Genomic DNA, 22,593 nt, shown 5'->3' on the forward strand with positions numbered 1-22,593 from the left:
TTACTCGGCAGAAACAATTCCGCTCGCGGCAGTTACGCAGACGGCACGAACATGTAGCCGACGCCGCGGACGGTGCGGATCGCGCGCGGGTTGTCCGGGTCGACCTCGACCTTGCGCCGCAGCCGGGCGATGCGGATGTCGATCGAGCGGTCGAACGGCTCCCATTCACGATTGTGGGTGAGGGTCAGGATCTGGTCGCGCGAGAGCGCCTTGCCGGGGTGTTCGTACAGCACGCGCAGCAGGTCGAATTCCATGTGCGTGACCATCACCTCGGTGCCGTCGGCATCGAGCACCTGGTGTGCGTCCAGGTCGAGCGTGCAGCGGCCGAAGCTGACGCGGCGGCCAGCGACGCTGGCGACCGGGGCTTCGGGAGGCCGCGCCTGGATGCGGCGCAGCACGCTCTTGATCCGCGCCAGCAGCTCGCGCGGGTCGAAGGGTTTGGCCACGTAGTCATCGGCGCCGATCTCCAGCCCGACGATGCGGTCGATCACGTCGCCGGAGCCGGTGACCATGATGATGCCGACGTCGTAACGCTCGCGCAGGAAGCGCGCCAGGCTCAGGCCGTCCTCGCCGGGCAGGCGGATGTCGAGCAGGACGATGTCGGGCGCCTCGCGCTCGAGTTCGGCGCGCATCGCGGCACCGTCGCCGGCCTGCAGGGCGCGGAAATCGTGCGTGCTCAGTGCCTCCACGAGCATCTCGCGGGTCGCCTGGTCGTCGTCGACCACCAGAACACAGGGCGTATGCGCCATCACCTGCTCCTGCCTCCATAGCCGCGCCGACAGTATTGGCCGGCGTTACCAGCTGTTACAAACGCGCCGCGGGCGGACATCGGATCGATACGCGCGCTTTCTAGATTGGTCCCCATGCCGGCGGATTGGCCGTCGGCAATTCCGACAGGAACTGGGAGACCACCATGGGCCGTTGTCCGCTCGCGATCGACAGCAATCGGCTGCACAGGCAGGTCCGCGCCGTCTACGAGCGCGTCGCCCGGGACCCGGCCAGCGGCTTCCATTTCCATACCGGTGCAGCCTACGCCGTGCAGCGCCTGGGCTACGACGAGGCGGCGCTGGCGGCATTGCCGGCGCTGTGCACCGACCGCTTCGCCGGGGTCGGCAACCCGTTCCGGATTGGCACGATCCCTGCCGGAAGCGTCGTGCTCGACCACGCCTGCGGCGCCGGCATGGACCTGCTGCTGGCAGCGCGCGCGGTCGGCCCGAACGGACGCGCGATCGGCGTCGACCTGACCGCGGCCATGCGCACCTGCGCGATCTCGGCTGCGGCGCAGGCTGGCTTGCTGGAACGGGTGGAACTGCATGAAGGCACCTTCGAGGATCTGCCGGTTGCCGACGCCAGCGTCGACATCCTGATCTCAAACGGAGTTCTCAACCTCGCACCGGACAAGCCCCGGGTTCTGTCGGAGGTCATGCGCGTTCTGCGGCCGGGTGGCGCCCTGTACCTGGGCGACGTCGTGGTCGACCGCGAGCTGGCCGCCCGCGCCCGCAGCAATGCCGACCTGTGGGCGGCCTGCATCGGCGGTGCCTCGACCGAGGCGGCGCTGCTGCGGTTCATCGCCGACAGCGGCCTGGGCCAGGTCCGCGTCGGCGAACGCTTCGAGTCGTTCGCCGGCACCGGCATCGACCGCAAGTTCCACGGCCACCTGCATGCCTATGGCGTGAACGTACGCGCCGTGAAGCCGAATTTTCCGAAGAAGCAACAGCCGTCGGCCTGATGCCGGCATCCCGTCCAGGAGACATCGTCATGCTCAGAAAGTACGTCATCGAACGAAACATCAACGGCATCGGCAAGGGGCCCTACGAGGCACTGTGCGATGTCGCCCAGCGCTCCAACGAAGTGCTCGACCAGCTCGGCACCGGCGTGCAGTGGCTGCATTCGTATGTCGCCAACGACAAGACCTACTGCGTCTACCTGGCGAACGACGAGGCACTGATCCGCGAACACGCCGAACGCGCGGGCTTCCCGGCCGACGCCGTCGTCGAAGTGCAGTCCGTCCTTGATCCGACCATGGCACCTGCATGAGCCAGGGTCATTTCATGCCGGTGCAGTGGCACCCGCGACTCACCGGCATGACGAGGCAACGCAACAGCGCAGCTGCCTGGCATTGGTAACGATCCATCCGGCCTGAGGGCCGACCCGGTCCTTCAACGCTCCATCGATGTAACGCATGGCCTTTTCGGCCCCCGGCCCAGGGAAAGCGGGCAGGGCATCGCCGTTCGGCCACGAATAAAGGAATTGCCACAATGAACGTGATGACCCTGATTTCCGCACTGGCGATGATCGCTGCCACTCATTCGATCGCGACCCGCGTGGTTGCGCAGCCCGTGGGAGATGGGCCGGTCCAGACGATGCAGATTCACGACCTGCCGGGCGTGCGCGTGATCGCCACGCTTGAGCCCGAGCTGACGCCCTTGTCGTCGACGGCGGTGGTGTCGTCGACAGAACCCGAGCGCGTGTTCGATCTCCCGGCCGTGCGTGTGTATCCCAGCCATGACCAGGTCATGCAGTACCGCCTGGCGCGCTCGCGCACGGCGCTGGCGGTGCCCGGTGCGAGGACGCGTCGCGGCGCGTCGCCGCAGCGCACGCTGGCCAGCCAGTCGAGCAGCGAGCGCGCCGGCGACGAACGCCGTGACCGTTGGCAAGCGGTGGCCTGCATCGCCCGCATGCGCCTGTCGCGGGTGTGGCCTGTGTCGCGTTGCGACATCGCCGACAACGCACGGTCCGCGGCGCGCGTCGGGATGATGCTGGCAGGCCAGCCGGCCCCCGTGCGACGACGATGACCGTAGCCCGGGTAAGGCCGAAGGCCGCACCCGGGGGAATGTGGCAGGTCCCGGGTGCGCTGCGCTTACCCGGGCTACAAAAAAAGGCCCCGCATTGCGGGGCCTTTTCTTCTTGCGGTTACGCCTCGACCGGCTCGTCCTTGTACGCATCCACCGGGATGCAGGCGCACATGACGTTCTTGTCGCCGTAGACGTTGTCGACGCGGGCCACCGGCGGCCAGTACTTCTGCAGGCGCAGCGACGGCAGCGGGAACGCCGCCAGTTCGCGCGGATACGCGTGGGTCCACTCGCTGGCCGTGACCGCGGTGGCGGTGTGCGGCGCGTGCTTGAGCGGGTTGTCCTCGCGGTCCAGCTTGCCGTCCTCGATCGCACGGATCTCGTCGCGGATCTGGATCATCGCGTCGATGAAGCGGTCCAGCTCGTGCTGCGATTCCGACTCGGTCGGCTCGACCATCAGCGTGCCGGCGACCGGGAAGCTCAGGGTCGGGGCGTGGAAGCCGAAGTCGATCAGGCGCTTGGCCACGTCCTCGGCCGACACGCCGGTGGCGTCCTTGAGCGGGCGCAGGTCGAGGATGCACTCGTGCGCGACCAGGCCATTGCGGCCGGTGTAGAGCGTCTCGTAGTGCGGTGCCAGGCGGGTGGCGATGTAGTTGGCGTTGAGCAGGGCAACCTGGGTGGCCTTGCGCAGGCCCTCGGCGCCCATCATCGTCACGTACATCCAGCTGATCGGCAGGATCGAGGCCGAACCAAAGCTCGCCGCCGAGACCATGCCGACATCGCCTTCGCCGCCGAACGTGCGCGGCAGGAACGGGGCGAGGTGCGACTTGACCGCGCACGGGCCGACGCCCGGGCCACCGCCGCCGTGCGGGATGCAGAAGGTCTTGTGCAGGTTCAGGTGCGACACGTCCGAGCCCCACTTGCCGGGCTTGGCGACGCCGACCAGGGCATTCATGTTGGCGCCGTCGGTGTAGACCTGGCCACCGTGCGTGTGCACGATCTCGCAGATCTTGACGATGTCTTCCTCGAACACGCCGTGCGTGGACGGGTAGGTGATCATCAGCGCGGCCAGGCGCTCGCTGTACTTCTCGGCGGCGCGCTGGATGTCGTCGACATCGACGTTGCCGTTGGCATCGCACTTGGTCACCACGACCTGCATGCCGCACATCTGCGCCGAAGCCGGGTTGGTGCCGTGCGCCGATTCCGGGATCAGGCAGATGTCGCGGTGGTCTTCGCCGCGCGAACGGTGGTAGGCGCGGATCGCCAGCAGGCCGGCGTATTCGCCCTGCGCGCCGGAGTTCGGCTGCAGGCTCACGGCGTCGTAGCCGGTGCACTCGACCAGCATCGCTTCCAGGCCGTCGATCAGTTCCTTGTAGCCCTGCGCCTGCGTGGCCGGGGCCAGCGGGTGCAGGTTGCCGAACTCGGGCCAGGTCACCGGGATCATCTCGGCGGTGGCGTTGAGCTTCATCGTGCAGCTGCCCAGCGGGATCATGGTGCGATCCATCGCCAGGTCCTTGTCGGCCAGGGCACGCATGTAGCGCAGCAGCTCGTGCTCGCTGTGGTGGGTGTTGAACACCGGGTGCGCCAGGAAACCGCTGGTGCGCTTCAGGCCGGCCGGCAGGGCGTCGGCGGTGGCGCTGTCGAGTGCATCGATGTCGCTGATCGCGGCGCCGAACAGGCCCGCCAGTGCGATCACGTCGGCGCGCGTGGTGGTCTCGTCGAGGCTGATGCTGACGCTCTGGCCATCGATGCGGCGCAGGTTGATGCGCGCGACCTCGGCCTTGGCGTGGATCGCGGCGGCATCGACGCCGACCACATGCAGCGTGTCGAAGAAGTCCGGACCGACCGTGAGGCCGGCCTGGCGCAGCGCGCCGGCGAGGATCGCGGCGAGGCGATGGGTGCGGCGGGCGATGCGGGTCAGGCCCTCGGGGCCGTGGTAGACCGCATACATGCTCGCCATCACCGCCAGCAGCACCTGCGCGGTGCAGATGTTGGAGGTCGCCTTCTCGCGGCGGATGTGCTGCTCGCGCGTCTGCAGGGTCAGGCGGTAGGCGGCCTTGCCCTCGGCGTCGATGGATACGCCGATCAGGCGGCCCGGCATCGAGCGCTTGTAGGCGTCGCGGCAGGCCATGAAGGCCGCATGCGGGCCGCCGAAGCCGAACGGCACGCCGAAGCGCTGGGTGTTGCCGACGACGATGTCGGCGCCCCATTCGCCCGGTGCGGCGATCAGGGTCAGGGCGAGCAGGTCGGTGGCCACGGCCACCAGGCCGCCGCGCGCATGCACGGCATCGGCCAGCGCCTTGTAGTCGTGGACCTGGCCGAAGGTGTTGGGGTACTGCAGCAGCACGCCGAAGCTGTCGATGCTGATGGCTTCGGCGTCGTCGGCGACGACCAGCTCGATGTCGAGCGGTTCGGCGCGGGTGCGCAGCACTTCCAGCGTCTGCGGATGCACGCCGTTGGAGACGAAGAACACGTTCGACTTCGACTTGGCCGAGCGCTTGGCCAGGGTCATGGCCTCGGCGGCAGCGGTGCCTTCATCGAGCAGGGACGCGTTGGCGATCTCCATGCCGGTGAGGTCGGCGCACATCGTCTGGAAGTTGATCAGCGCTTCCATGCGGCCCTGCGAGATCTCCGCCTGGTACGGCGTGTAGGCCGTGTACCACGCCGGGTTCTCGAGGATGTTGCGCAGGATGACGTTGGGCGTGTGCGTGCCGTAGTAGCCCTGGCCGATGAAGCTGCGGAAGACCTGGTTCTGGTCGGCGATCGCGCGGATCTTGGCGATGGCCTCGACCTCGGTGATCGGCGCCGGCAGTGCCAGGGGCGAAGGCGACTTGATGTTCGCAGGCACGATCGCATCGGTCATCGCATCGAGCGAGTCGTAGCCGACCACGCTCAGCATCTGGGCGATTTCAGCGTCGTTGGGGCCGATGTGACGCTCGAGGAAAGCGTCGTGGTGCTCGAGGTCGCGCAGGGAAGCGGGCTGGGTCTGGCTCATTGGCATGGGGCGTCCGATAGTCTCGTGCTTGCCGCACGAAAGGCGCCCCTCTGTCCTTTTGCCTGAGAGTTTGGAAGCGTGCCACCCGGTGTGCTGGGCAGCGGGGGAGGGTGCGCTTCGTGCCCCTTCGGCGCCGGATTGAACCGGTCTCTCCAGAGTTGTTAGGCACGCGGCGGTAATGGGGCCTGAGCGATTACGGGCGATTGCGCCTTCGGCAGCAGCCTGGCCATGGTTCCGGCCGGCCGCTTCTCCCACCGCGTGCTTGACCGGTGAATTATAGCCGCTGTCGGGGTGATTCCGGTGCTGCCCGGCACGGCCGGAGCGTGCCCGTGTTCCCTGTTCAGATTCCCCGCGATGGCCGTACCATGGCCCGGAACCGTCGCATGGGCGGGCCGCCGGCGACGCCGGTCATCAGGGAGCGAGCAGACCATGAACGTCGAGACCGATCCGGCCGTGTCGCCCCCTGCGTCGCAGGCGGTCGTCGAAGCGCCGGCAACCGTGGCCGTCGCCACTCGCCAATCCGCGCCCTGGGTCACGCAGGCATGGCGACGGATGCTGCGCGAGCCCAGCCTGTTGTTCAGCGCGGCCTATTTGTTTGTCTCCTTCCTCGGGCTGTGGGCCAACTACTGGTTCTATCGCGGTTTCGACCTGCCGATCCTCGAGTACATGCAGGCCAGCGACTACCTCGTCGCCGGCCTGCGGGACCCGGTCTACGCGCTGCTGCTGCTGAGTTCGGTGCTGGTGGCGTTGCTGGTGTCGTGGCCGGAGACATTTCGCCGTGATCATCCCGAGCGGGTGGTCGAGCTGCGCCGGCGCTGGTGGGGCCGCCTGGTCTTCATGGACGTGCGCGGGCTGTACTGGAAGGGCGTGGGTCTGGCGCCGGAAACGGGCATCGTGCTGGCAGTGTTCTGGGGCGTGGTGATGGCCTCGGCCGCCTACGTTGCGTCGAAGGCCAGTTACATCCGCGAGGGCACCTCGGGCAACCGCGTCGAGGTGACCCTGGCCGGCGATTCGCGGCCGCAGCCGCACAGTGCGCGCCTGCTCGGCACCAGTGGTGCGTTCGTGTTCCTGTGGTGGCCTCACGCGCACCGCGCCGAAGCAGTGCCCATCGAGAGCATCGCGCGCTTGCAGACGTGGATTGCGCCGGTTGCGGTCACCGCCAAGCCTGCGGCAAGGCCCGTGGGCCAGGCAGCAAGACGCTGAACGACGTCACCCCTCCTGTCGTCAGCGCGTCCGTCGTCGCACGCCGCGTGCACCGGTGAGGCGTATTCTTTGCGGCCCGCTTGCAGGATGCACGATATGAGCGCTGCACCGTTCCGGTTGCTGCAACTCGACCATGTGGTGTTGCGCGTACGCGACCCGGCACGGATGGAGGCGTTCTACTGCGATGTGCTGGGTTGCGTGGCCGAGCGCCGGGTGGAGGCGGTCGGCCTGGTGCAGTTGCGGGCAGGCAATTCGCTGATCGACCTGGTGGCCGTGTCCGGCAAGATCGGGCGCATGGGCGGCGCCGGGCCGGGCGCCGAGGGGCGCAACATGGATCATCTGTGCCTGCGTGCCGATCCGTTCGACCGCGAGGCGATCGTGGACTATCTGCTGTCGCGTGGCGTGCAGGTCGGCGAGTTCGGGCGGCGCTACGGTGCCGAAGGTGAAGGTCCGTCGCAGTACCTGCTCGATCCGGAAGGCAATCTGGTCGAGCTCAAGGGGCCGCCGGATGAAGTGCCGATCGATACTGCTGCGTCGAACGCCAGTACCTGAGCTACGCCGCCTGGACCCTGTGTGGGAACCCGGGTGCGCTTCGCTTACCCGGGCTACTGACTTAAGAGATTTGTGATGCCTACTGCTGCACCTGCGCCTTCGCTGTCCATTTCCATTCGCCTGCTGGCCTTGCTGCTTGGCGGACTGGCGATGTTCGGGCCGTTCTCGATCGATACGATCTTCCCGGCGTTCCCGGCGATCGGCACGCAGTTCGGCGCCGACAAGCTGGCGATGCAGCAGACCATCAGCGTCTATCTGATCGCGTATGCGGCGATGAGCATCGTGCACGGGCCGCTGTCGGACGCGATCGGGCGCCGGCGGGTCATCCTGGGTGGGCTGACGGTGTTCACCGCGGCCTCGGTCGGTTGCGCCCTGGCAACCGACCTGACCACGCTGCTGGTGTTCCGTGCGCTGCAGGGTCTGTCGTCGGGCGTGGGCCTGATCGTCGGTCGCGCAGTGATTCGCGACGTGTTGCACGGCCATGATGCGCAGCGTCTGATGAGCCAGGTGTCGATGATCTTCGGCGTGGCGCCGGCGGTGGCGCCGGTGATCGGTGGCTGGATCCTGGGCTGGAGCCATTGGCCGGCGATCTTCTGGTTCCTGGTGGCGTTCTCGCTGGTGTTGCTGGTATTCACCTGGCGGACGCTGCCGGAAACCCATCCGCCGCAGGCACGCCTGCCGATGGTGCCGCGCCGGTTGCTGCGCGACTACATCGCCATCGTCATCAATCCGCGCTTCCAGCGCCTGGCTGCGGCCAGTGCATTCAATTTCGCCGCGTTGTGGCTGTACATCGCCTCTGCGCCGGCGTTCGTGCTCGACATCCTCAAGCTCGATGAGCGCCAGTTCGGCTGGTTCTTCGTGCCGATGATCAGCGGCATGGTGCTGGGTGCATTCGTGTCCGGTCGTGCCGCAGGCAAGGTCAGCGGCGAGCGGCTGGTGGCGATCGGTTTCGCCTGTTCGGCCGTGGCGATGCTGCTCAACCTGGGCTACAACCTGTGGACCGATACGCCGCAGGTGCCGTGGGCGGTGTTGCCGATGATGCTCAATGCATTCGGCATTGCCCTGGTGTTCCCGATCGTGACCCTGGCCATCCTCGACATGTATCCGCGCCAGCGCGGTTCGGCCTCGTCGATGCAGGCCTTCACCAGCCTGGTGCTCAACGCGCTGATCGCTGGCGTGCTGTCGCCGTGGATCAGCGACCACATGCTGTGGATGGTGGGCGTGGCCAGCGCGTTCCTGCTGATCGCGTGGGGGTTCTGGCGCTGGGAGGCGAGGGTGGTGCGGACGCAGTGCCCGGCCGAGCCGAGCGCGACGGTGCCGGAAGAGAGCCTGTAACGCGCGACATGGCCCACCGGTGTCCGCGAACGCCCGATCCCGGGTGCGGCCTACGGCCTTACCCGGGCTACCAGACGCGGCCCAGCGACGTAGCCCGGGTAAGCGAAGCGCACCCGGGTCCGCCGGTCACGCCTCGCGATATACCCGGCGCAGCAGCTCGTGGAAGTGGTGCACCGCGGTCTCGCGCAGCGGATTCAAGCGGCCCGGCTGGTACGAGCCCGACGCCATGCCGCGTTGCACGTCCTCGCAGATGGTCAGGTCCTCGAACTGCACTTCGTCGCTGAAGTTGAGGTCGGCCAGGCGTCGCGCCGCGGCCTCCTCGGACTCGTCCATTGCGTAGTAGAAGTCGAACTCGACGCGGCAGCGGTCCACGCCCTTGGCGATCACGCGGTTGGTCTGCAGGCGGCCGGGGACGATGTTGAGCATCGTGTTCGGCCAGATCCAGTAGTACAGCGCATCGCCGCTGCCATAGAGATCGTCCCCGCTCTCCAGCGGACTGAACTGCAGCGAGTACCATTCGTGCGTGTCGGTCGTGTAGCTGCGGTAGTCGAGCAACCGGTTCAACCCGGGGTGCACGTGCGGGACGTGGTAACCCTCCAGGTAGTTGTCGATGTAGATCTTCCAGTTGCAGTTGATGTCGTAGCCGACGCGGCGGTGGTGGCCGTAGCGCTCCAGGTGGCGATCGGCGCCGATGCGCTCGTCAATGCCGGCGACCATTGTGTCGAAGTCGATGGCATGCGCGGCATCGACCGCGGCGAACACCAGCCCTTGCCACACCCGCACCGCCAGTTGCGGCAGCTTGACGTCGGCGACATTGAAATCCGGCGCCGTGCCCATCTCCGGCGCCGAACGCAGCGTGCCGTCGAGGGTGTAGGTCCAGCCGTGGTAGCGGCAGCGCAGCGACTTGGCCGCCAGGCCGTCGCAGGCCGCCAGCGGTCCGGCGCGATGGCGGCAGACGTTGTGGAAAACGCGGATCTCGCCGTCGGCACCGCGCACGGCGATCACCGGCAGGCCGTTGAAGTCACCGACGACGTGGTCGCCGGCGTTCTGAAGCTGGCAGACATGGGCCAGGATCTGCCAGCCGCGGTCGAAGATCCGTTCGCGGTCCAGCGCTACCGTCGCCGGATCGGCGTAGTAGCGCGCGGCGAGGGAGGTGGCACGGTCAGCCGACTGGGCGGCGAGAGCGGCGGGATCGAGCAGGTCAGGGCGGTCCATCCGCCAAGTATGCCTTCACTGCGCCTGCTGCGCGGCCACCCGGGCCTCGACGTCGGCCAGCATCGCGTCCAGGTGGCTGCGGTCGTAGGCATGGCCTTTCATCACCACCGTGTCGATGCGACGGGTGGCCGTGATGTCCTGCAGCGGGTCGGCGTCGAGCAGCACCAGGTCGGCGGCCTTGCCCGCTTCGAGCGTTCCGTTGGTGTCCGCGTGGCCGAGGAAGCGCGCGCCGTTGATGGTCGCCGCCTGCAGGGCCTGCAGCGGCGTCAGGCCGTACTTCACCAGCAGTGCCAGCTCGTCGTGCAGGCCGATGCCCGGGTAGTTGTACGAGTTGAGGAAACCGGCGTCGGTGCCGGCCAGGATCGTCACGCCGGCCTGCTGCAGCAACGGCAGCACCGAGGCGTTGCGTTCGAAGCGCAGGTGGCGCGCGGCAATGGCCGCCGCATCGTCCTTGGCCGCGCGCTCGACCCGCCAGGTGTAGGTTGCCCGCAGTCCCGGGCCGATGTACTTCAGGTAGGCGTCGTTGCGATGGTCGTCCTGGTCGAGCCAGGCCACGACCTGGCTGCCGTTGAGGGTCGGCGTCACCGCCGTGCCCCGCTGTGCCATGCGCTTGTAAGTGGCATTGGCGAGCTTCGGGTCGAAGGTCGCATTCCACTGGGTCCACGCGTCGCGGCTGTTGATTTCGCCGCGGGCGATGGCCTGGCCCAGTTCCTTTTCCTTCGGTGAGCCGGCCTTGAAGGCGTAGTCGATGTGTTCGACCGAACTCAGGCCGGCGGCGCTGACCTCGTCAATGGTGATCGGGTAGGGCACGTGCGCGGACGTCTTCAGGCCGCGGCGACCGGCTTCCTTCACCGCGGCCATGAACAGCTCCGGCGACAGCGTGTTGTCGGTGATCTTGACGAAGTCGACGTTCCAGCCCTGCAGCTTGTCCAGGGCCTGGTTCAGTTCGGCAATCGTGCCGATCTCCAGGTCGCCGGGCCAGATGGACTTGTAGCCTTCGATCTTCGGCCCGGAAGTGAAGATGCGGGGGCCGAGCAGGGTGCCGGCGGCGGTCGCGGCGCGCCATTCGAACACGCTCGGGCTGAGGTCGCCGGCGGCATCGCGCACGGCGGTGATGCCGTGGGCCACATACAGCGGCAGCAGGTTGCGATTCTCTTCGATCAGGGCCTCGCCGCCACCGAAATGCACGTGCATGTCCCACAGCCCTGGGATGGCGAACTTGCCGCTGGCATCGACGGTCTGCGCGGCATCGAAGCGGCTGGCGCGGGCGTCGTCGACGATGGCGACGATGCGCGTCCCGCGCATGGCGATGGCCTGGTGCGGATGCCGCTGGCCGCCGACGACGTCGATCACGGTCGCATCGCGCACCAGCAGGTCGACATGTTCGGCTGCGTGGAGGGTGCCACTGGCCAGGGTCGTGGCGAGGGCGGCGGCGAGGGCCGTTGCGAGGACGGGGGACCGCAGGGGCGTGTTCATCGAGGGGTGGTACCTGGCAATGCGGCAAAGCGGACGGACGGCAATTGTGGACGCGTTGGCCGGGGGGCGGGGCGATGGCGGTCACGGCGCCTGTCGATGCCCATGCTAGGTTTCGCCTGTCACCACGACGGGCAAAGGATGCGGCGATGCGCGTGCATTTCCATGGGGCGGCGGGCGAGGTCACCGGTTCGCTGCACGAGGTCGAGGCGGCCGGGCGGAGGCTGCTGCTCGACTGCGGGTTGATCCAGGGCAGTCCGGAAGCGGAGCGGCGCAACCACGAGTCGTTTCCGTTCGACCCGGCCGCGCTGGATGCGCTGGTCATCAGCCATGCCCACATCGACCACATCGGGCGCGTGCCGTTGCTGGTGCAGCGCGGCTTCAAAGGGCCGATCTATGCCCAGCAGGCCACCGCCGAGCTGATGCCGGTGATGCTGCTCGATGCCGCCTCGATCCAGGAAGGCGACGCCGAGCGTGCCAACCGCCATCGCCGCCATGGCGAGGCCGAGGTGCTGCCGCTGTACACGCGCGACGATGTGCAGGCGGCGATGAAGCAGGTGCGCACGCTGCCGTACGACCAGCGCAGTGAAGTGCTGCCGGGCATCGACATCGCCTTCCGCGAAGCCGGCCACATCCTGGGTTCGTCGAGCGTGGAAGTGTGGGCCGACGGCCGCAAGCTGGTGTTCTCCGGCGACCTCGGCCCGAAGGGCACGCCGATCCTGCGCGACCCGGCCACCATCGATCGCGCCGACCTGGTGCTGATGGAGTCCACCTACGGCGATCGCCTGCACCGTGATCGTGCCGAGACCATCCGCGAACTGGGTGGCATCTTCGACACGGCCTGGCGCGAGGGCGGCAACGTGCTGATCCCGGCGTTCGCGGTCGGTCGCAGCCAGGAGCTGCTGTACTGGTTCGCGCGGCACTGGGACGAATGGCAGATGTCGCGCTGGCAGATCTTCCTCGACAGTCCGATGGCGGCGAAGGTGGTCGACATCTACGACCGTCATGCCGAACTGTTCGACGAGGACGCGCGGCGCGTGTGGCAGGACAAGCCCAAGCCGTTCCGCCTGCCGAACCTGCACATCACCGCTTCGCGCGAGGAGTCGATGGCGATCAACCGGATCGAGCGCGGCGCGATAGTCATTGCCGGCTCCGGCATGGCCAACGCGGGGCGGATCCTGCATCACTTCCGCCATCGCCTCGATCGCCGGCAGACGCACGTGGTGTTCGTCGGTTACCAGGCCGAAGGCACGCTGGGTCGCAGGCTGGTCGATGGTGCTTCGTGGGCACGCATCCACGGCTCGGACGTGCGCGTCAACGCGCAGCGCCACACGGTGGGCGGCTTGTCGGCGCACACCGACCAGCGCGGACTGATGGAGTGGTACGGCGCCATCGGCGGGCATCCGCCGCTGGCACTGGTGCATGGCGAAGACAAGGCGCGCGAGGCGCTCGCAGGCGAGATAGGCGAGCACTTCGGCGTCCAGCCCCTGCTCGCGCGCCCCGGCATGACAGTCGAAGTCTGAGCAACGCACCGTAGCCCGGGTAAGCAAAGCGCACCCGGGATGCCCTCACCCGAGTTACGCCCGCCGCACCGCAATAGTCTCCCAGCCCGCCACCAGCACCAGCACGACCGTCGTAGCCGCGCCCAGCGCCAGCGGCGACAACAGGTGCGAATACGCCGCAGGTGTGAGCGCGGCCAGCAGCAGCACGCCCACGCAATGCGACAGCGGCGGCGAGCGTCGATCGTTGCTTGCCCACTTGAACAGCGCATTGCCCACCAGGTACAGCGCCGGTCCGCCGAGGATCGCGGCGATGCCGGCATTGCTGGCGTGGCCGGGGTGCGAAAGCACCAGTTCGTCGGCCACCGCGCAGACGATCACGCCACCGATGATCGGCATGTGCAGGTAGGTGTAGTTCAGCCGCGCCTGCCGGCCCGGGTCGTCGGAGTGGGCGATGCGGTGGCTGGCGCGCTCGGCGCCGCTGTCGAAATAGATCCACCACATCGCCACGCTGCCGAGGAATGCGCTGGCGAATGCGGTGACCGTCGGCGCGGTCCAGGGTTGCCCGGCAAAGGTCGCGCCGGTGACGAGGATCGATTCGCCCAGGGCAATGATCACGAACAGCGCGCAGCGTTCGGCCAGGTGATGGCCGTCGACGTCCCAGTCGTGGCTGTCCGCGCGCCCCAGTCCCGGCACCCAGAAGTACAGCAGCGGCGAGGCGTATTCGATCGCGACAGCGGCAATCCAGTAGCCGACGCGGCTCGACCCGTCGCTGAGGCCGCCGAGGATCCAGAACACGGCCGACAGCGACAGCCACAGCGCGATGCGGATGAAGTTGCGGTAGTGGACTTCGCTGCGGCCGCGCATCACGAAGGTGACGAACACCGTGCGGCCGACCTGCATCGAGGCGAACACCACGCCAAAGACCAGGCCGCGGCCGTCGAACGCCTGCGGTATCGACGATGACAGCAGCAGGCCGCCAAGCATCAGCGCGAACAACATGACCCGTACCGGTGCACGGTCCGGATCGAGCCAGTTGGTGACCCACGAGGTGAAGATCCACAGCCACCACACCGCCAGGAACAGCAGCAGGGTCTGCAGCGCGCCCTGCACGCTGAGGTCGGCGAGCAGGGCATGCGAAAGCTGGGTGACCGCGAACACGAACACCAGGTCGAAGAACAGTTCGACCATGGCGACCCGGCTGCTGTCCTGGTCGCCGCGCCGCCGCAGCAGGGAGGAAGTCATGGTGCGCGAGGGCTCAGTGGCGTCGGTGGCGATTGGCGAAGGCCAGCAGCAACAGGCCGCCGATGATCGACAGGTTCTTCATGAAGTGCAGCAGCTGCGCGCCGCGCTCGGGCCCGGCCAGCGACCAGAAGGGATGCGAGACCAGCGCGTCGACGAGCATGGCGATGGCGGCCAGTGCGGAGGTCCAGCGCTGTTGCCAGCCTGCGGCGATCAACAGCCCCAGCACCAGCTCGGCCGCGCTGGCGACCGCCGCGGCGGTGCCGATGGCCTCCCCGCCGGCCCAGGACAGCAGGCGGTAGCTGCCCATGGCGATGAACACGCTGGCCACCAGTACCCGGCCTGCCAGCCAACCGGCGTTGCGCTCCATGAGTCCGTCCTTCCGCGATCTGCCGGGAAGGGTCGCACAAAACTGCCCGTGATCGCCGCGAGCGCCTCTGGGGGGCCTCCAGCCGCTTTCGGGCGACCGGAAGGGGGCGGGAGAGGGGGTGGCGGGGTGGCCGCGCCTTAACCGCGGGTCCCGGTCCAGGCCCGCGGACTGGCAGCGGCCCCGCCTTTCGCGTACAGTCCGCCCCGTTCAGCGCACGGCTGCCTCCCGCAAGGGTACGTTTCCCAGGTATGCCCGCCGTAGGCCCAGCACATTGGGCCATCCATCACGGCTTTTATCCCGCACGTCTTTCGTCGCGCAGACACGGTCCGGAGCATCCGGCAGCCGTTCAATTCGATCACTCACAGCGCGGTTTTAGGGAACGCTGGAGTCATCACCGCGACAATCGATCGCGCGTCCGCGTTTTTTTGCGTGGGCGTTGACGGGCGTCGCGAGCACAAGGAGTTCCACCACATGACGTTCGAATCCCTCGGGCTTTCGCCCGCGCTGCTGCGCGCGCTCGCCGATCAGAACTACACCACCCCCACGCCGATCCAGGCCGAAGCGATCCCGCTGGCCATGGCCGGCCACGACCTGCTCGGCGGCGCCCAGACCGGCACCGGCAAGACCGCGGCCTTCGGCCTGCCGCTGCTGCAGCGCATGTCCAAGCAGACGCCGTCGAACGGCTTCCGCCGTCCGCGCGCGCTGATCCTGGTGCCGACGCGCGAGCTCGCGGTGCAGGTCACCGAGAGCCTGCGTGGCTACTCGCGCCACGTGCGCCTGAACATCGCCGCCATCTTCGGTGGCGCCGGCATGGGCCCGCAGGTGGAAATGTTCCGCCGCGGCGTCGACGTGCTCGTCGCCACCCCGGGTCGCCTGATGGACCACATGGAGCGCGGCACCTGCAAGCTCGACGCGATCGAAGTGCTGGTGCTGGACGAAGCCGACCGCATGCTCGACATGGGCTTCCTGCCGGCCATGAAGCGCATCCTCGCCAAGCTGCCGCGCGAGCGCCAGACGATGCTGTTCTCGGCCACGTTCGAGTCGCAGCTCAAGCAGCTGGCGCTCGAGTTCATGCATCACCCCAAGCAGGTGCAGGTCGCGGCGCAGAACACCATCGCCGAGACGATCGTCCACCGTGCCCACCCGGTCGATGTCGCCAAGAAGCGTGACCTGCTGGTATCGATCCTGGCCTCGCGCCACACCGATCGCGCGATCGTGTTCGGCCGCACCAAGCACGGCTGCAACCGCCTCGCCGAGCAGCTCGAAGAGTCGGGCCTGGCGTCGGTCGCCATCCACGGCAACAAGAGCCAGGCACAGCGCCAGAAGGCCCTGCGCGACTTCAAGTCGGGCAAGGCTCGCGTGCTGGTCGCCACCGACGTCGCCGCGCGCGGTCTGGATATTCCCGACCTGCCGCTGGTGATCAACTACGACCTGCCGATGGTGGCCGAGGACTACGTGCACCGCATCGGCCGTACCGGCCGCAATGGCGCCAGCGGTGAAGCGCTGTCGCTGGTCGCACCGGAAGAGGGCGGTCTGCTGCGCCAGATCCAGCGCATGCTCAAGGCCGACATCGAGCTGGTCTCGGTACCGGGCTTCGAGGCGAGCCGTCCGATCCAGATGAACGCTCCGATCCCGAACCCGCGCGGTGCCAGCCAGCCGCGCAAGCCGGCCCATCGCCCGCACGGCAAGCCGGCGGCGCGTCACGCCCATGCCGGTCCGAAGCAGCATCGCAGCGGCGGCCAGGGCGCCGGCCGCGGCTCGCGCAGCGGCTTCAGCGGCTGATCGCAGCTGTAAGTGAAATAAAAAACCCCGGTCGCAGGACCGGGGTTTTTTCTTGCCTCGGGCTTCCGGGCTTCGGTGGGGCGCCATCCGCCGGGCTGGGGACGGCTCGCTCGTCATTCCCGCGAAGGCGGGAATCCATGGACGTTGCCCTGCCGTCGTAGCCCGGGTGCGACTCAAGACTGCCTGTGGACCAGGCGCCATGATGGCGAACCAGCGGTCGGACGAAAACCGCGATAATTAAACAAGCGGTCCCTGATCAAGCGGTCCGACTACGTCTCCGGCGGATCCGAATCGAGCACCTGCACAGGCGCGCCACCAGTGGTGTCTTCGGTCATCCTCGCGTCGGTCACCAGCATCACCACGCCGGGGCTCAGCAGTGGCAACACCGCGGCGACGAAGTCATGCGGAATCACCACGCGATTGATCGTTTCCGGTCCCAGCAGCATGCCCGACGGATCGGTGCCGCCCGGGATGCCGATCGCGCTCCAGTTCGGCATCTGCGTGCCCGGCAGCAGCGGGTTGTCGCCGGGCAGGTAGCCTTCCTTGACGATGTAGGCGTGCGTGCCCAGCGGTTGCTCGGGGTTGCGGATCAGCACGCGCGAGCGGCCGATCTCGATGCCGTTGCGGTAGACGATCACGCGCTCGTCGGCGCCACTGAGCAGGATCGACACCGGACCCTCGGTGGAGATTTCCGGTCGCCAGCGATACTTCTGTCCGTTCTCGAGCGGCGGAATCGCCGCTTCGGCACCGGTGTGCGGATCAATCGGGCTGAGCGCGCCAGGATGGACGATGTCCTCCGGCGATTTGCCTTCCTGCGATACCACCACGGTCATGCCCATGTTCGACGAACCGAACAGCAGTCGCGCGAACTCGGACGGGAGATGCACGCAGCCGTGCGACTCGGGATAGCCGGGCAGGCCACCGGCATGCAGGGCGACGCCGTCCCAGGTCAGCCGCTGCATGTACGGCATCGGTGCGGCGTTGTACTTGCTGGAACGGTGGTCCTTGTCCTTCTGCAGGATCGTGAACACACCGGTCGGCGTTTCGTAGCCCTTCCTGCCGGTGCTGACCGTGCTGACGCCGATCGGGATGCCGTTGCGGTACACGTATGCGCGCTGCTCGGTCAGGCTCACCACCACCGCCAGCGGCCCGGCCCGGTTGTCGCCACCCCAGATCCACTGCCCGGGCTTGAGCTGCGTCGGCGGCGTGTTGGCGGGACTGGATTCGCGTGCGCCCCAGGAGGGCACGGCGGCATGGGCGGTCACGCACAAAAGCAGGGACAAACTGGCGGCGAGCAGGCGCGGGGTGAAGCGAGGCATCATGCAATCCGTTCTTTGATGTGACACAAGCCTAGCGCACGCATGTGTAGGCGCCAGCAAGGCGGCGCCCGCCGGATCAACCCGATGCCGGGCGAGCGGCGATGTCGTGGTGGGCGACGGTGTCGTGCTGGCGTCGTGCGGCGGGGCAGTTGAGCAATGCCGAGCGCGCCAGCCAAGCCTGGTCGGGGTAGTACGAGAATACGAACTGGCCGCCCTTGAGCAGGTCGATGATGGGTTTTGCCACCGCGTTGCGCACGGCCGGGCAACCCCAGCTGCGACCGAGGCGACCCATGCGCTTGCCTTGCGTCGGGTCGACGTACGGTGCGCCGTGCATGACGATCGCGCGCGCCATCGCGGCGTCGTTCACGCCGGGCTCCAGGCCCTGCATGCGCAGCGAGTAGCCGTTCTTGCCGGTGTAGGTGTCGGCGGTGACGAAGAGTCCAAGACTCGATTGGTGGCTGCCGTCGCGATTGGAAAAGCGCGTGGCCAGGTTGTCGCCCGAGCCCTGGCCATGGGCCACGACCTCTTCGTAGAGCAGCTTGCCGGCGGCGATGTCGAAGACCCACAGGCGCGGCAGCAGCGACGGTCGGCTGTAGTCGATGACGGCCAGCCGGCGTGCGCTCGCGCCCACGCCGCTGGCCTGCGCGCATTGCATTGCGGCCTGTGCCAGGTCGAGCACTTTCGGGTCGGCGCCGGGGGCGAGGCGTGCCAGCGGCGAAGCGGGCAGCGTTGCGCCTTCGACCGGCGGCGAGAACTTCACGGCCGCGGGCTCGCCGGCCTTTCGGGTGGCGAGACCGGGTGTGGCCGGCAGCAGGGCAGCGGCGGCCAGGAGGAGGGTGCGGGGCTTGAACATCCGGCTATTGTCGTAAGGCATTGCTGAACCACGTATTTTGCGGCTGAAATCTCGAATTCAAGCTTGCCCCGTCGATCGGGAGGCTGTTCAGGTTTGAGGGCTTTGATGGCGCTTGAGCGCTTCCTGCTCCGGTCGGCGATGCGTCACGCAAAAAAAAACAGGCCGGCAAAAAGCCGGCCTGTTCGTGTACTGCTGGTCCTTCGACTTCGGCCCACTGGGCCTACACTCAGGACGAACGCAGGATCAGCCCTTCTTGGACGCGATCCAGCGGTCGATCTTTGCTTCCAGGATGCTCAGCGGCACAGCACCGTCCTTGAGTGCCTCAGCATGGAACTCGCGGATGTCGAACTTCGGGCCCAGCTCCTTCTCGGCCTTCGCGCGCAGCTCCTTGATCTTCAGCTCACCGATCTTGTACGCCAGCGCCTGGCCCGGCCAACCGATGTAACGCTCGGCCTCGGCAGTGGCCTGCGTTTCGCTCTCGGCCGAGTTGTCGAGCATGTACTTGATCACCTGCTCACGCGTCCAACCCTTGCTGTGCAGGCCGGTGTCGGTGACCAGGCGGATCGCACGCCACAGCTCGTTCTGCAGATAGCCGAAGTAGTTGTAAGGATCGGTGTAGACACCCAGGTCCTTGCCCAGCGACTCCGCATACAGGCCCCAGCCTTCAGCAAACGCCGTCTCGCCACCGAAGCGGCGGAACGCCGGCAGGTTCTTCAGCTCCTGCTGCAGCGCCAGCTGGAAGTGGTGGCCCGGGATCGCCTCATGCAGGTACAGATCCTCCGCATCCCACGTCTTGCGCGTCGGCAGATCGAAGGTGTTGACGTAGAAGATGCCCGGACGCGTACCGTCTTCGCTCGGCGTCATGTACTCGCCACCGGCAGCGGACTCCGCACGGAACGGCTCGACCGGACGGATCTCGAACGGCGACTTCGGAATCAGCGAGAACTGCTCCGGAATCTTCTGGTTGATCTTCGCCTCGAGCGCACGGTAGTACTCCAGCAGCGCCTTCTCGTCCTTGAAGCTGAAACGCGGATCGTTCTGCATGAACTTGAAGAAGTCCTGCATCGAACCCTTGAAGCCGACCTGCTCCATGACCTTGTGGATCTCGCCATGGATGCGCGCGACCTCGTCCAGGCCGATCTTGTGGATCTGCTCCGGGGTCAGATCGGTGGTCGTGCTCTGCTTGGCGTTGAACGCGTACCAGGCCGCACCGTTGGGCAGCTTGTCCAGGCCGACCGTGTCACGGGTCTTGGGCAGGTAGTCGTTGTTGATGTAGTCGCGCAGCTTCTTGTACGCCGGCATCACCTGGTCGGCGATCATCGCCCGGTAGGCGTCGGTCAGGCGCTTCTTGTCGGCGTCGGAGAAGTCCTTGGGCATCTGCGTGATCGGACCCCAGAACAGCGTGTCCTCGGGCTTGGCCTTGATCAGCGCGTCAAGCTGCGGGATCACCTTGACCATCAGCGCCTTGGGCTGCACCACGCCGGCAGTGATGCCTTCCTGCATGCTGGTGATGGCCGAGTCGAACAGCGTCGGCAGCTTGCCGGCGCGCGCCAGCCAGTTGTCGTAATCCTTGACGGTCTTGAACGGCTGCGCGCCGGTGCCCGAGCCGAGCTGCACGGCCAGCGACGGCAGCGAATGCATCTGGTTGATCGGCAGCTGCCAGTCCGGGAACTTGAACGACTCCAGCGTGTCCTTGGCGTCTTCGACGAAGATCTCGTAGCTCAGCAGGTCCTGGCCGGTGAGGCCTTCGCTGCCGACGGCTTCGACCTTGGCCAGCCACTCGGTGACGAACTGTTTGGTCTGCTCTCGGTACTGCGCGGAGAAGTAGTCGGGCAGCTGGTCGTTGTAGCGCGGGTCGCCCTGGAAGGTCGCCGCGATCGGGTTGAGCTTGAGGTTGGCTTCCCAGTAGTCGGCGTACAGCTTGTTGAGCTGGTCGGCCTTGGCCTGGGAGTTCTGGGTAGCGGCCGGTGCGGCGGGAGTGGCCGTCTCGGTGGAGGGCTTGCAGCCGGCGATCGCAGCGGTGACGGCGATGGCGAGCAGGAGCGGGCGAAGCTTCATGGATGGATCTCCTGGTGAATGCGGAACCTGGTCCAGCACCCTCGGGCGAGGGGCGGGGCAAAAAAGTGGTGGCTTCAGCCGGCTGCCTTCTCCGAGGCAATCCAGCGGTCGATCTTGCCCTCGAGAATCTCAAGCGGCACTGAACCGTCCTTGAGCACTTCGGCATGGAACCTGCGCACGTCGAACTTCGCACCCAGGGCCTTCTCGGCACGGTGGCGCAGCTCCTGGATCTTCAGCTCGCCCATCTTGTAGGCGAGCGCCTGCGCCGGGATGGCCATGTAGCGTTCGGCTTCGGCAGTGGACTGGGTCTCGCTCTCGGCGGAGTTGTCCAGCATGTACGCAATCACCCGCTCGCGGGTCCAGCCCTTGCTGTGCAGGCCGGTGTCGACGACCAGGCGGATCGCGCGCCACAGCTCGTTCTGCAGATAGCCAAAGTAGTTGTACGGGTCGCTGTACACGCCCAGGTCCTGGCCGAGCGATTCGGCATACAGGCCCCAGCCTTCGCTGAAGGCGGTCTCGCTGCCGAAGCGGCGGAACTTGGGCAGGTTGGTCAGCTCCTGCTGCAGCGCGAGCTGGAAGTGGTGGCCCGGGATTGCTTCGTGCAGGTACAGGTCCTCCGCATCCCAGGTCTTGCGGGTCGGCAGGTCGTAGGTGTTGACGTAGAAGATGCCCGGACGGCTCCCGTCCTGGCTCGGGCGCTGGTACGAGCCGCCGGCCGCGGACTGCGCGCGGAACGCCTCGACCGGACGGATCTCGAACGGCGCCTTCGGCGTCAGCGAGAACTGCTGCGGGATCTTCTCGTTGATCTTCGCTTCCAGGCCGCGGTAGTAGGCGAGCAGCGCCGGCTCATCCTTGAAGCTGAAGCGCGGGTCGGTCTGCATGAACTTGAAGAACTCTTTCATCGAGCCCTTGAAGCCGACCTGCTGCATGACCTTGCCGATCAGGCCGTGGATGCGCGCGACTTCATCCAGGCCGATCTGGTGGATCTGCGCCGGGGTGAGGTTGGTCGTGGTGGAGTTGCGCGCGTTGAACGCATACCAGGCTGCGCCATTGGGCAGCGAATCCAGTCCCGACGTAGTGCGCGTGGCCGGCAGGTACTCATCGTTGATGAAGGCGCGCAACTGGCGGTAGGCCGGCATCAGCTGGCCTTCGATCATCGTCTTGTACTCGGCGGTCAGGCGCTGCTTGTCGGCATCGGAGAAGCCGGTCGGGAACGTCTTGACCGGGTTCCAGAACAGCGTGTCCTCGGCCTTGTCCTTGATCAGTGCATCGAGCTGCGGGATCACCTTCACCATCAGCGCGTGCGGCTGCACGACGCCGTTCTTCATGCCCTCGCGGCTGTTGGCGATGGCCTGGGCGAACAGCACCGGCACCTGCGCCGCGCGCTTGCGCCAGCTCTCGTAGTCGGCCGGCGTCTTGAACGGTTGCGCGCCGGTGCCGGAACCGAGCTGGGCGACGGTGGCGGCGAAGTTGTAGAACTGGTTGACCGGCTGCTGCCAGGTCGGGAACTGCTCGGATTCCAGCGACTTCTCGCGGTCGCGCACGAAGATCTGGTAGCTCAGCAGGTCCTGGCCGGCGAGGCCGTCGCTGCCGACCGTCTTGACCGACTGCAACCAGCGCGTGTTGAAGTCGTGCATCTGCTGGCGGTATTGCGCCGACAGGGTGTTTGGCAGTTGATCGTTGTAACGGTTGTCGCCCTGGAACGTCGCCTGCAGCGGGTTGAGCTTGAGCAGCTCTTCCCAGTACTGCTCATAGAGCGCATTGAGGCGGGCGGTTTTGGCCGACTGCGAAGCGGAAGCCGGAGTGTCTGCGGCGAGGACCGGCGCGGTTGCGGCGGAAGCGAGGGTCAGGGCAAGGGCGAGGGCAAGCGGGCGCAGCAACGGCATGTAGGGTCCCCGGGCAAGG

Annotated in this window: 18 protein-coding genes and 1 riboswitch; of the genes, 8 read left to right on the forward strand and 10 right to left on the reverse strand. The window is 67.2% G+C overall.

The features are described 5' to 3' along the window. Nucleotides 1-32: 32 nt before the first annotated feature. On the reverse strand, nucleotides 33-749 hold the full coding sequence (locus MNR01_RS16725; RefSeq protein ID WP_241918841.1) for a response regulator: 717 nt from the start codon (nucleotides 747-749) through the stop codon (nucleotides 33-35). Nucleotides 750-913: 164 nt separating this feature from the next. On the opposite strand from MNR01_RS16725, the gene MNR01_RS16730 reads away from it, so the two are divergent. The 3 genes from MNR01_RS16730 to MNR01_RS16740 all read left to right on the forward strand — a co-directional run bounded on the left by MNR01_RS16730 (nucleotide 914) and on the right by MNR01_RS16740 (nucleotide 2,795). Continuing rightward, the gene (locus tag MNR01_RS16730; RefSeq protein WP_241918842.1) at nucleotides 914-1,729 is read left to right on the forward strand and encodes a methyltransferase domain-containing protein; all 816 of its coding nucleotides are present in this window, start codon (nucleotides 914-916) and stop codon (nucleotides 1,727-1,729) included. A 29-nt stretch (nucleotides 1,730-1,758) separates the two neighbouring features. Beyond that, nucleotides 1,759-2,037, forward strand: coding sequence for a DUF4242 domain-containing protein (locus MNR01_RS16735; protein ID WP_241918843.1), 279 nt, complete (start codon nucleotides 1,759-1,761; stop codon nucleotides 2,035-2,037). Between the two features lie 221 nt (nucleotides 2,038-2,258). Then, entirely contained in the window at nucleotides 2,259-2,795 is a 537-nt protein-coding gene (locus tag MNR01_RS16740; RefSeq protein ID WP_241918844.1) for a hypothetical protein, read from the forward strand. A 118-nt stretch (nucleotides 2,796-2,913) separates the two neighbouring features. On the opposite strand, the gene gcvP is transcribed toward MNR01_RS16740, so the two are convergent. Next, the gene (gcvP, locus tag MNR01_RS16745; RefSeq protein ID WP_241918845.1) at nucleotides 2,914-5,793 is read right to left on the reverse strand and encodes an aminomethyl-transferring glycine dehydrogenase; all 2,880 of its coding nucleotides are present in this window, start codon (nucleotides 5,791-5,793) and stop codon (nucleotides 2,914-2,916) included. A gap of 34 nt (nucleotides 5,794-5,827) precedes the next feature. Further along, nucleotides 5,828-5,953, reverse strand: a riboswitch (glycine riboswitch). Nucleotides 5,954-6,216: 263 nt separating this feature from the next. Here gcvP and MNR01_RS16750 point away from each other — a divergent pair. From MNR01_RS16750 to MNR01_RS16760, 3 genes are all read left to right on the forward strand, one after another. Further along, the gene (locus MNR01_RS16750; protein ID WP_241918846.1) at nucleotides 6,217-6,990 is read left to right on the forward strand and encodes a hypothetical protein; all 774 of its coding nucleotides are present in this window, start codon (nucleotides 6,217-6,219) and stop codon (nucleotides 6,988-6,990) included. A 96-nt stretch (nucleotides 6,991-7,086) separates the two neighbouring features. Beyond that, nucleotides 7,087-7,542 (forward strand): VOC family protein, encoded by a 456-nt coding sequence (locus MNR01_RS16755; RefSeq protein ID WP_241918847.1) that lies wholly within the window; start codon nucleotides 7,087-7,089, stop codon nucleotides 7,540-7,542. Nucleotides 7,543-7,617: 75 nt separating this feature from the next. Beyond that, entirely contained in the window at nucleotides 7,618-8,877 is a 1,260-nt protein-coding gene (locus MNR01_RS16760; RefSeq protein ID WP_241918848.1) for a multidrug effflux MFS transporter, read from the forward strand. Nucleotides 8,878-9,003: 126 nt separating this feature from the next. On the opposite strand, the gene MNR01_RS16765 is transcribed toward MNR01_RS16760, so the two are convergent. Together MNR01_RS16765 and MNR01_RS16770 are read right to left on the reverse strand one after the other, a co-directional pair. Beyond that, complete coding sequence (locus MNR01_RS16765; protein WP_241918849.1) at nucleotides 9,004-10,092, reverse strand: aromatic ring-hydroxylating dioxygenase subunit alpha; 1,089 nt, start codon at nucleotides 10,090-10,092, stop codon at nucleotides 9,004-9,006. A 15-nt stretch (nucleotides 10,093-10,107) separates the two neighbouring features. Continuing rightward, nucleotides 10,108-11,568: an amidohydrolase family protein gene (locus MNR01_RS16770; protein WP_241918850.1), complete on the reverse strand. Its 1,461-nt coding sequence runs from the start codon at nucleotides 11,566-11,568 to the stop codon at nucleotides 10,108-10,110. 146 nt (nucleotides 11,569-11,714) lie between these two features. Here MNR01_RS16770 and MNR01_RS16775 point away from each other — a divergent pair, with 146 nt between their 5' ends. Further along, nucleotides 11,715-13,088 carry an MBL fold metallo-hydrolase gene (locus MNR01_RS16775; protein WP_241918851.1) on the forward strand — a complete coding sequence of 458 codons (1,374 nt, stop codon included), beginning with the start codon at nucleotides 11,715-11,717 and terminating at the stop codon, nucleotides 13,086-13,088. A 54-nt stretch (nucleotides 13,089-13,142) separates the two neighbouring features. On the opposite strand, the gene MNR01_RS16780 is transcribed toward MNR01_RS16775, so the two are convergent. Beyond that, a complete protein-coding gene (locus MNR01_RS16780) occupies nucleotides 13,143-14,309 on the reverse strand; it encodes a low temperature requirement protein A (protein WP_241918852.1) in 1,167 nt (388 codons plus the stop codon). 13 nt (nucleotides 14,310-14,322) lie between these two features. Beyond that, the gene (locus tag MNR01_RS16785; protein WP_241918853.1) at nucleotides 14,323-14,676 is read right to left on the reverse strand and encodes a DoxX family protein; all 354 of its coding nucleotides are present in this window, start codon (nucleotides 14,674-14,676) and stop codon (nucleotides 14,323-14,325) included. Nucleotides 14,677-15,147: 471 nt separating this feature from the next. Here MNR01_RS16785 and MNR01_RS16790 point away from each other — a divergent pair, with 471 nt between their 5' ends. Beyond that, entirely contained in the window at nucleotides 15,148-16,458 is a 1,311-nt protein-coding gene (locus MNR01_RS16790) for a DEAD/DEAH box helicase (RefSeq protein WP_345779018.1), read from the forward strand. A 269-nt stretch (nucleotides 16,459-16,727) separates the two neighbouring features. On the opposite strand, the gene MNR01_RS16795 is transcribed toward MNR01_RS16790, so the two are convergent. From MNR01_RS16795 to MNR01_RS16810, 4 genes are all read right to left on the reverse strand, one after another. After that, nucleotides 16,728-17,777, reverse strand: a complete 1,050-nt coding sequence (locus tag MNR01_RS16795; protein ID WP_241918854.1) for a L,D-transpeptidase — start codon at nucleotides 17,775-17,777, stop codon at nucleotides 16,728-16,730. Between the two features lie 76 nt (nucleotides 17,778-17,853). Continuing rightward, a complete protein-coding gene (locus MNR01_RS16800; protein WP_241918855.1) occupies nucleotides 17,854-18,630 on the reverse strand; it encodes a murein L,D-transpeptidase catalytic domain family protein in 777 nt (258 codons plus the stop codon). A gap of 243 nt (nucleotides 18,631-18,873) precedes the next feature. Continuing rightward, on the reverse strand, nucleotides 18,874-20,688 hold the full coding sequence (locus MNR01_RS16805) for a DUF885 family protein (RefSeq protein WP_241918856.1): 1,815 nt from the start codon (nucleotides 20,686-20,688) through the stop codon (nucleotides 18,874-18,876). Between the two features lie 74 nt (nucleotides 20,689-20,762). Beyond that, nucleotides 20,763-22,574 carry a DUF885 family protein gene (locus tag MNR01_RS16810; protein WP_345779019.1) on the reverse strand — a complete coding sequence of 604 codons (1,812 nt, stop codon included), beginning with the start codon at nucleotides 22,572-22,574 and terminating at the stop codon, nucleotides 20,763-20,765. Between the last annotated feature and the right edge of the window lie 19 nt (nucleotides 22,575-22,593).

This window comes from Lysobacter sp. S4-A87 (genome assembly GCF_022637455.1).
Classification (GTDB): domain Bacteria; phylum Pseudomonadota; class Gammaproteobacteria; order Xanthomonadales; family Xanthomonadaceae; genus Lysobacter_J.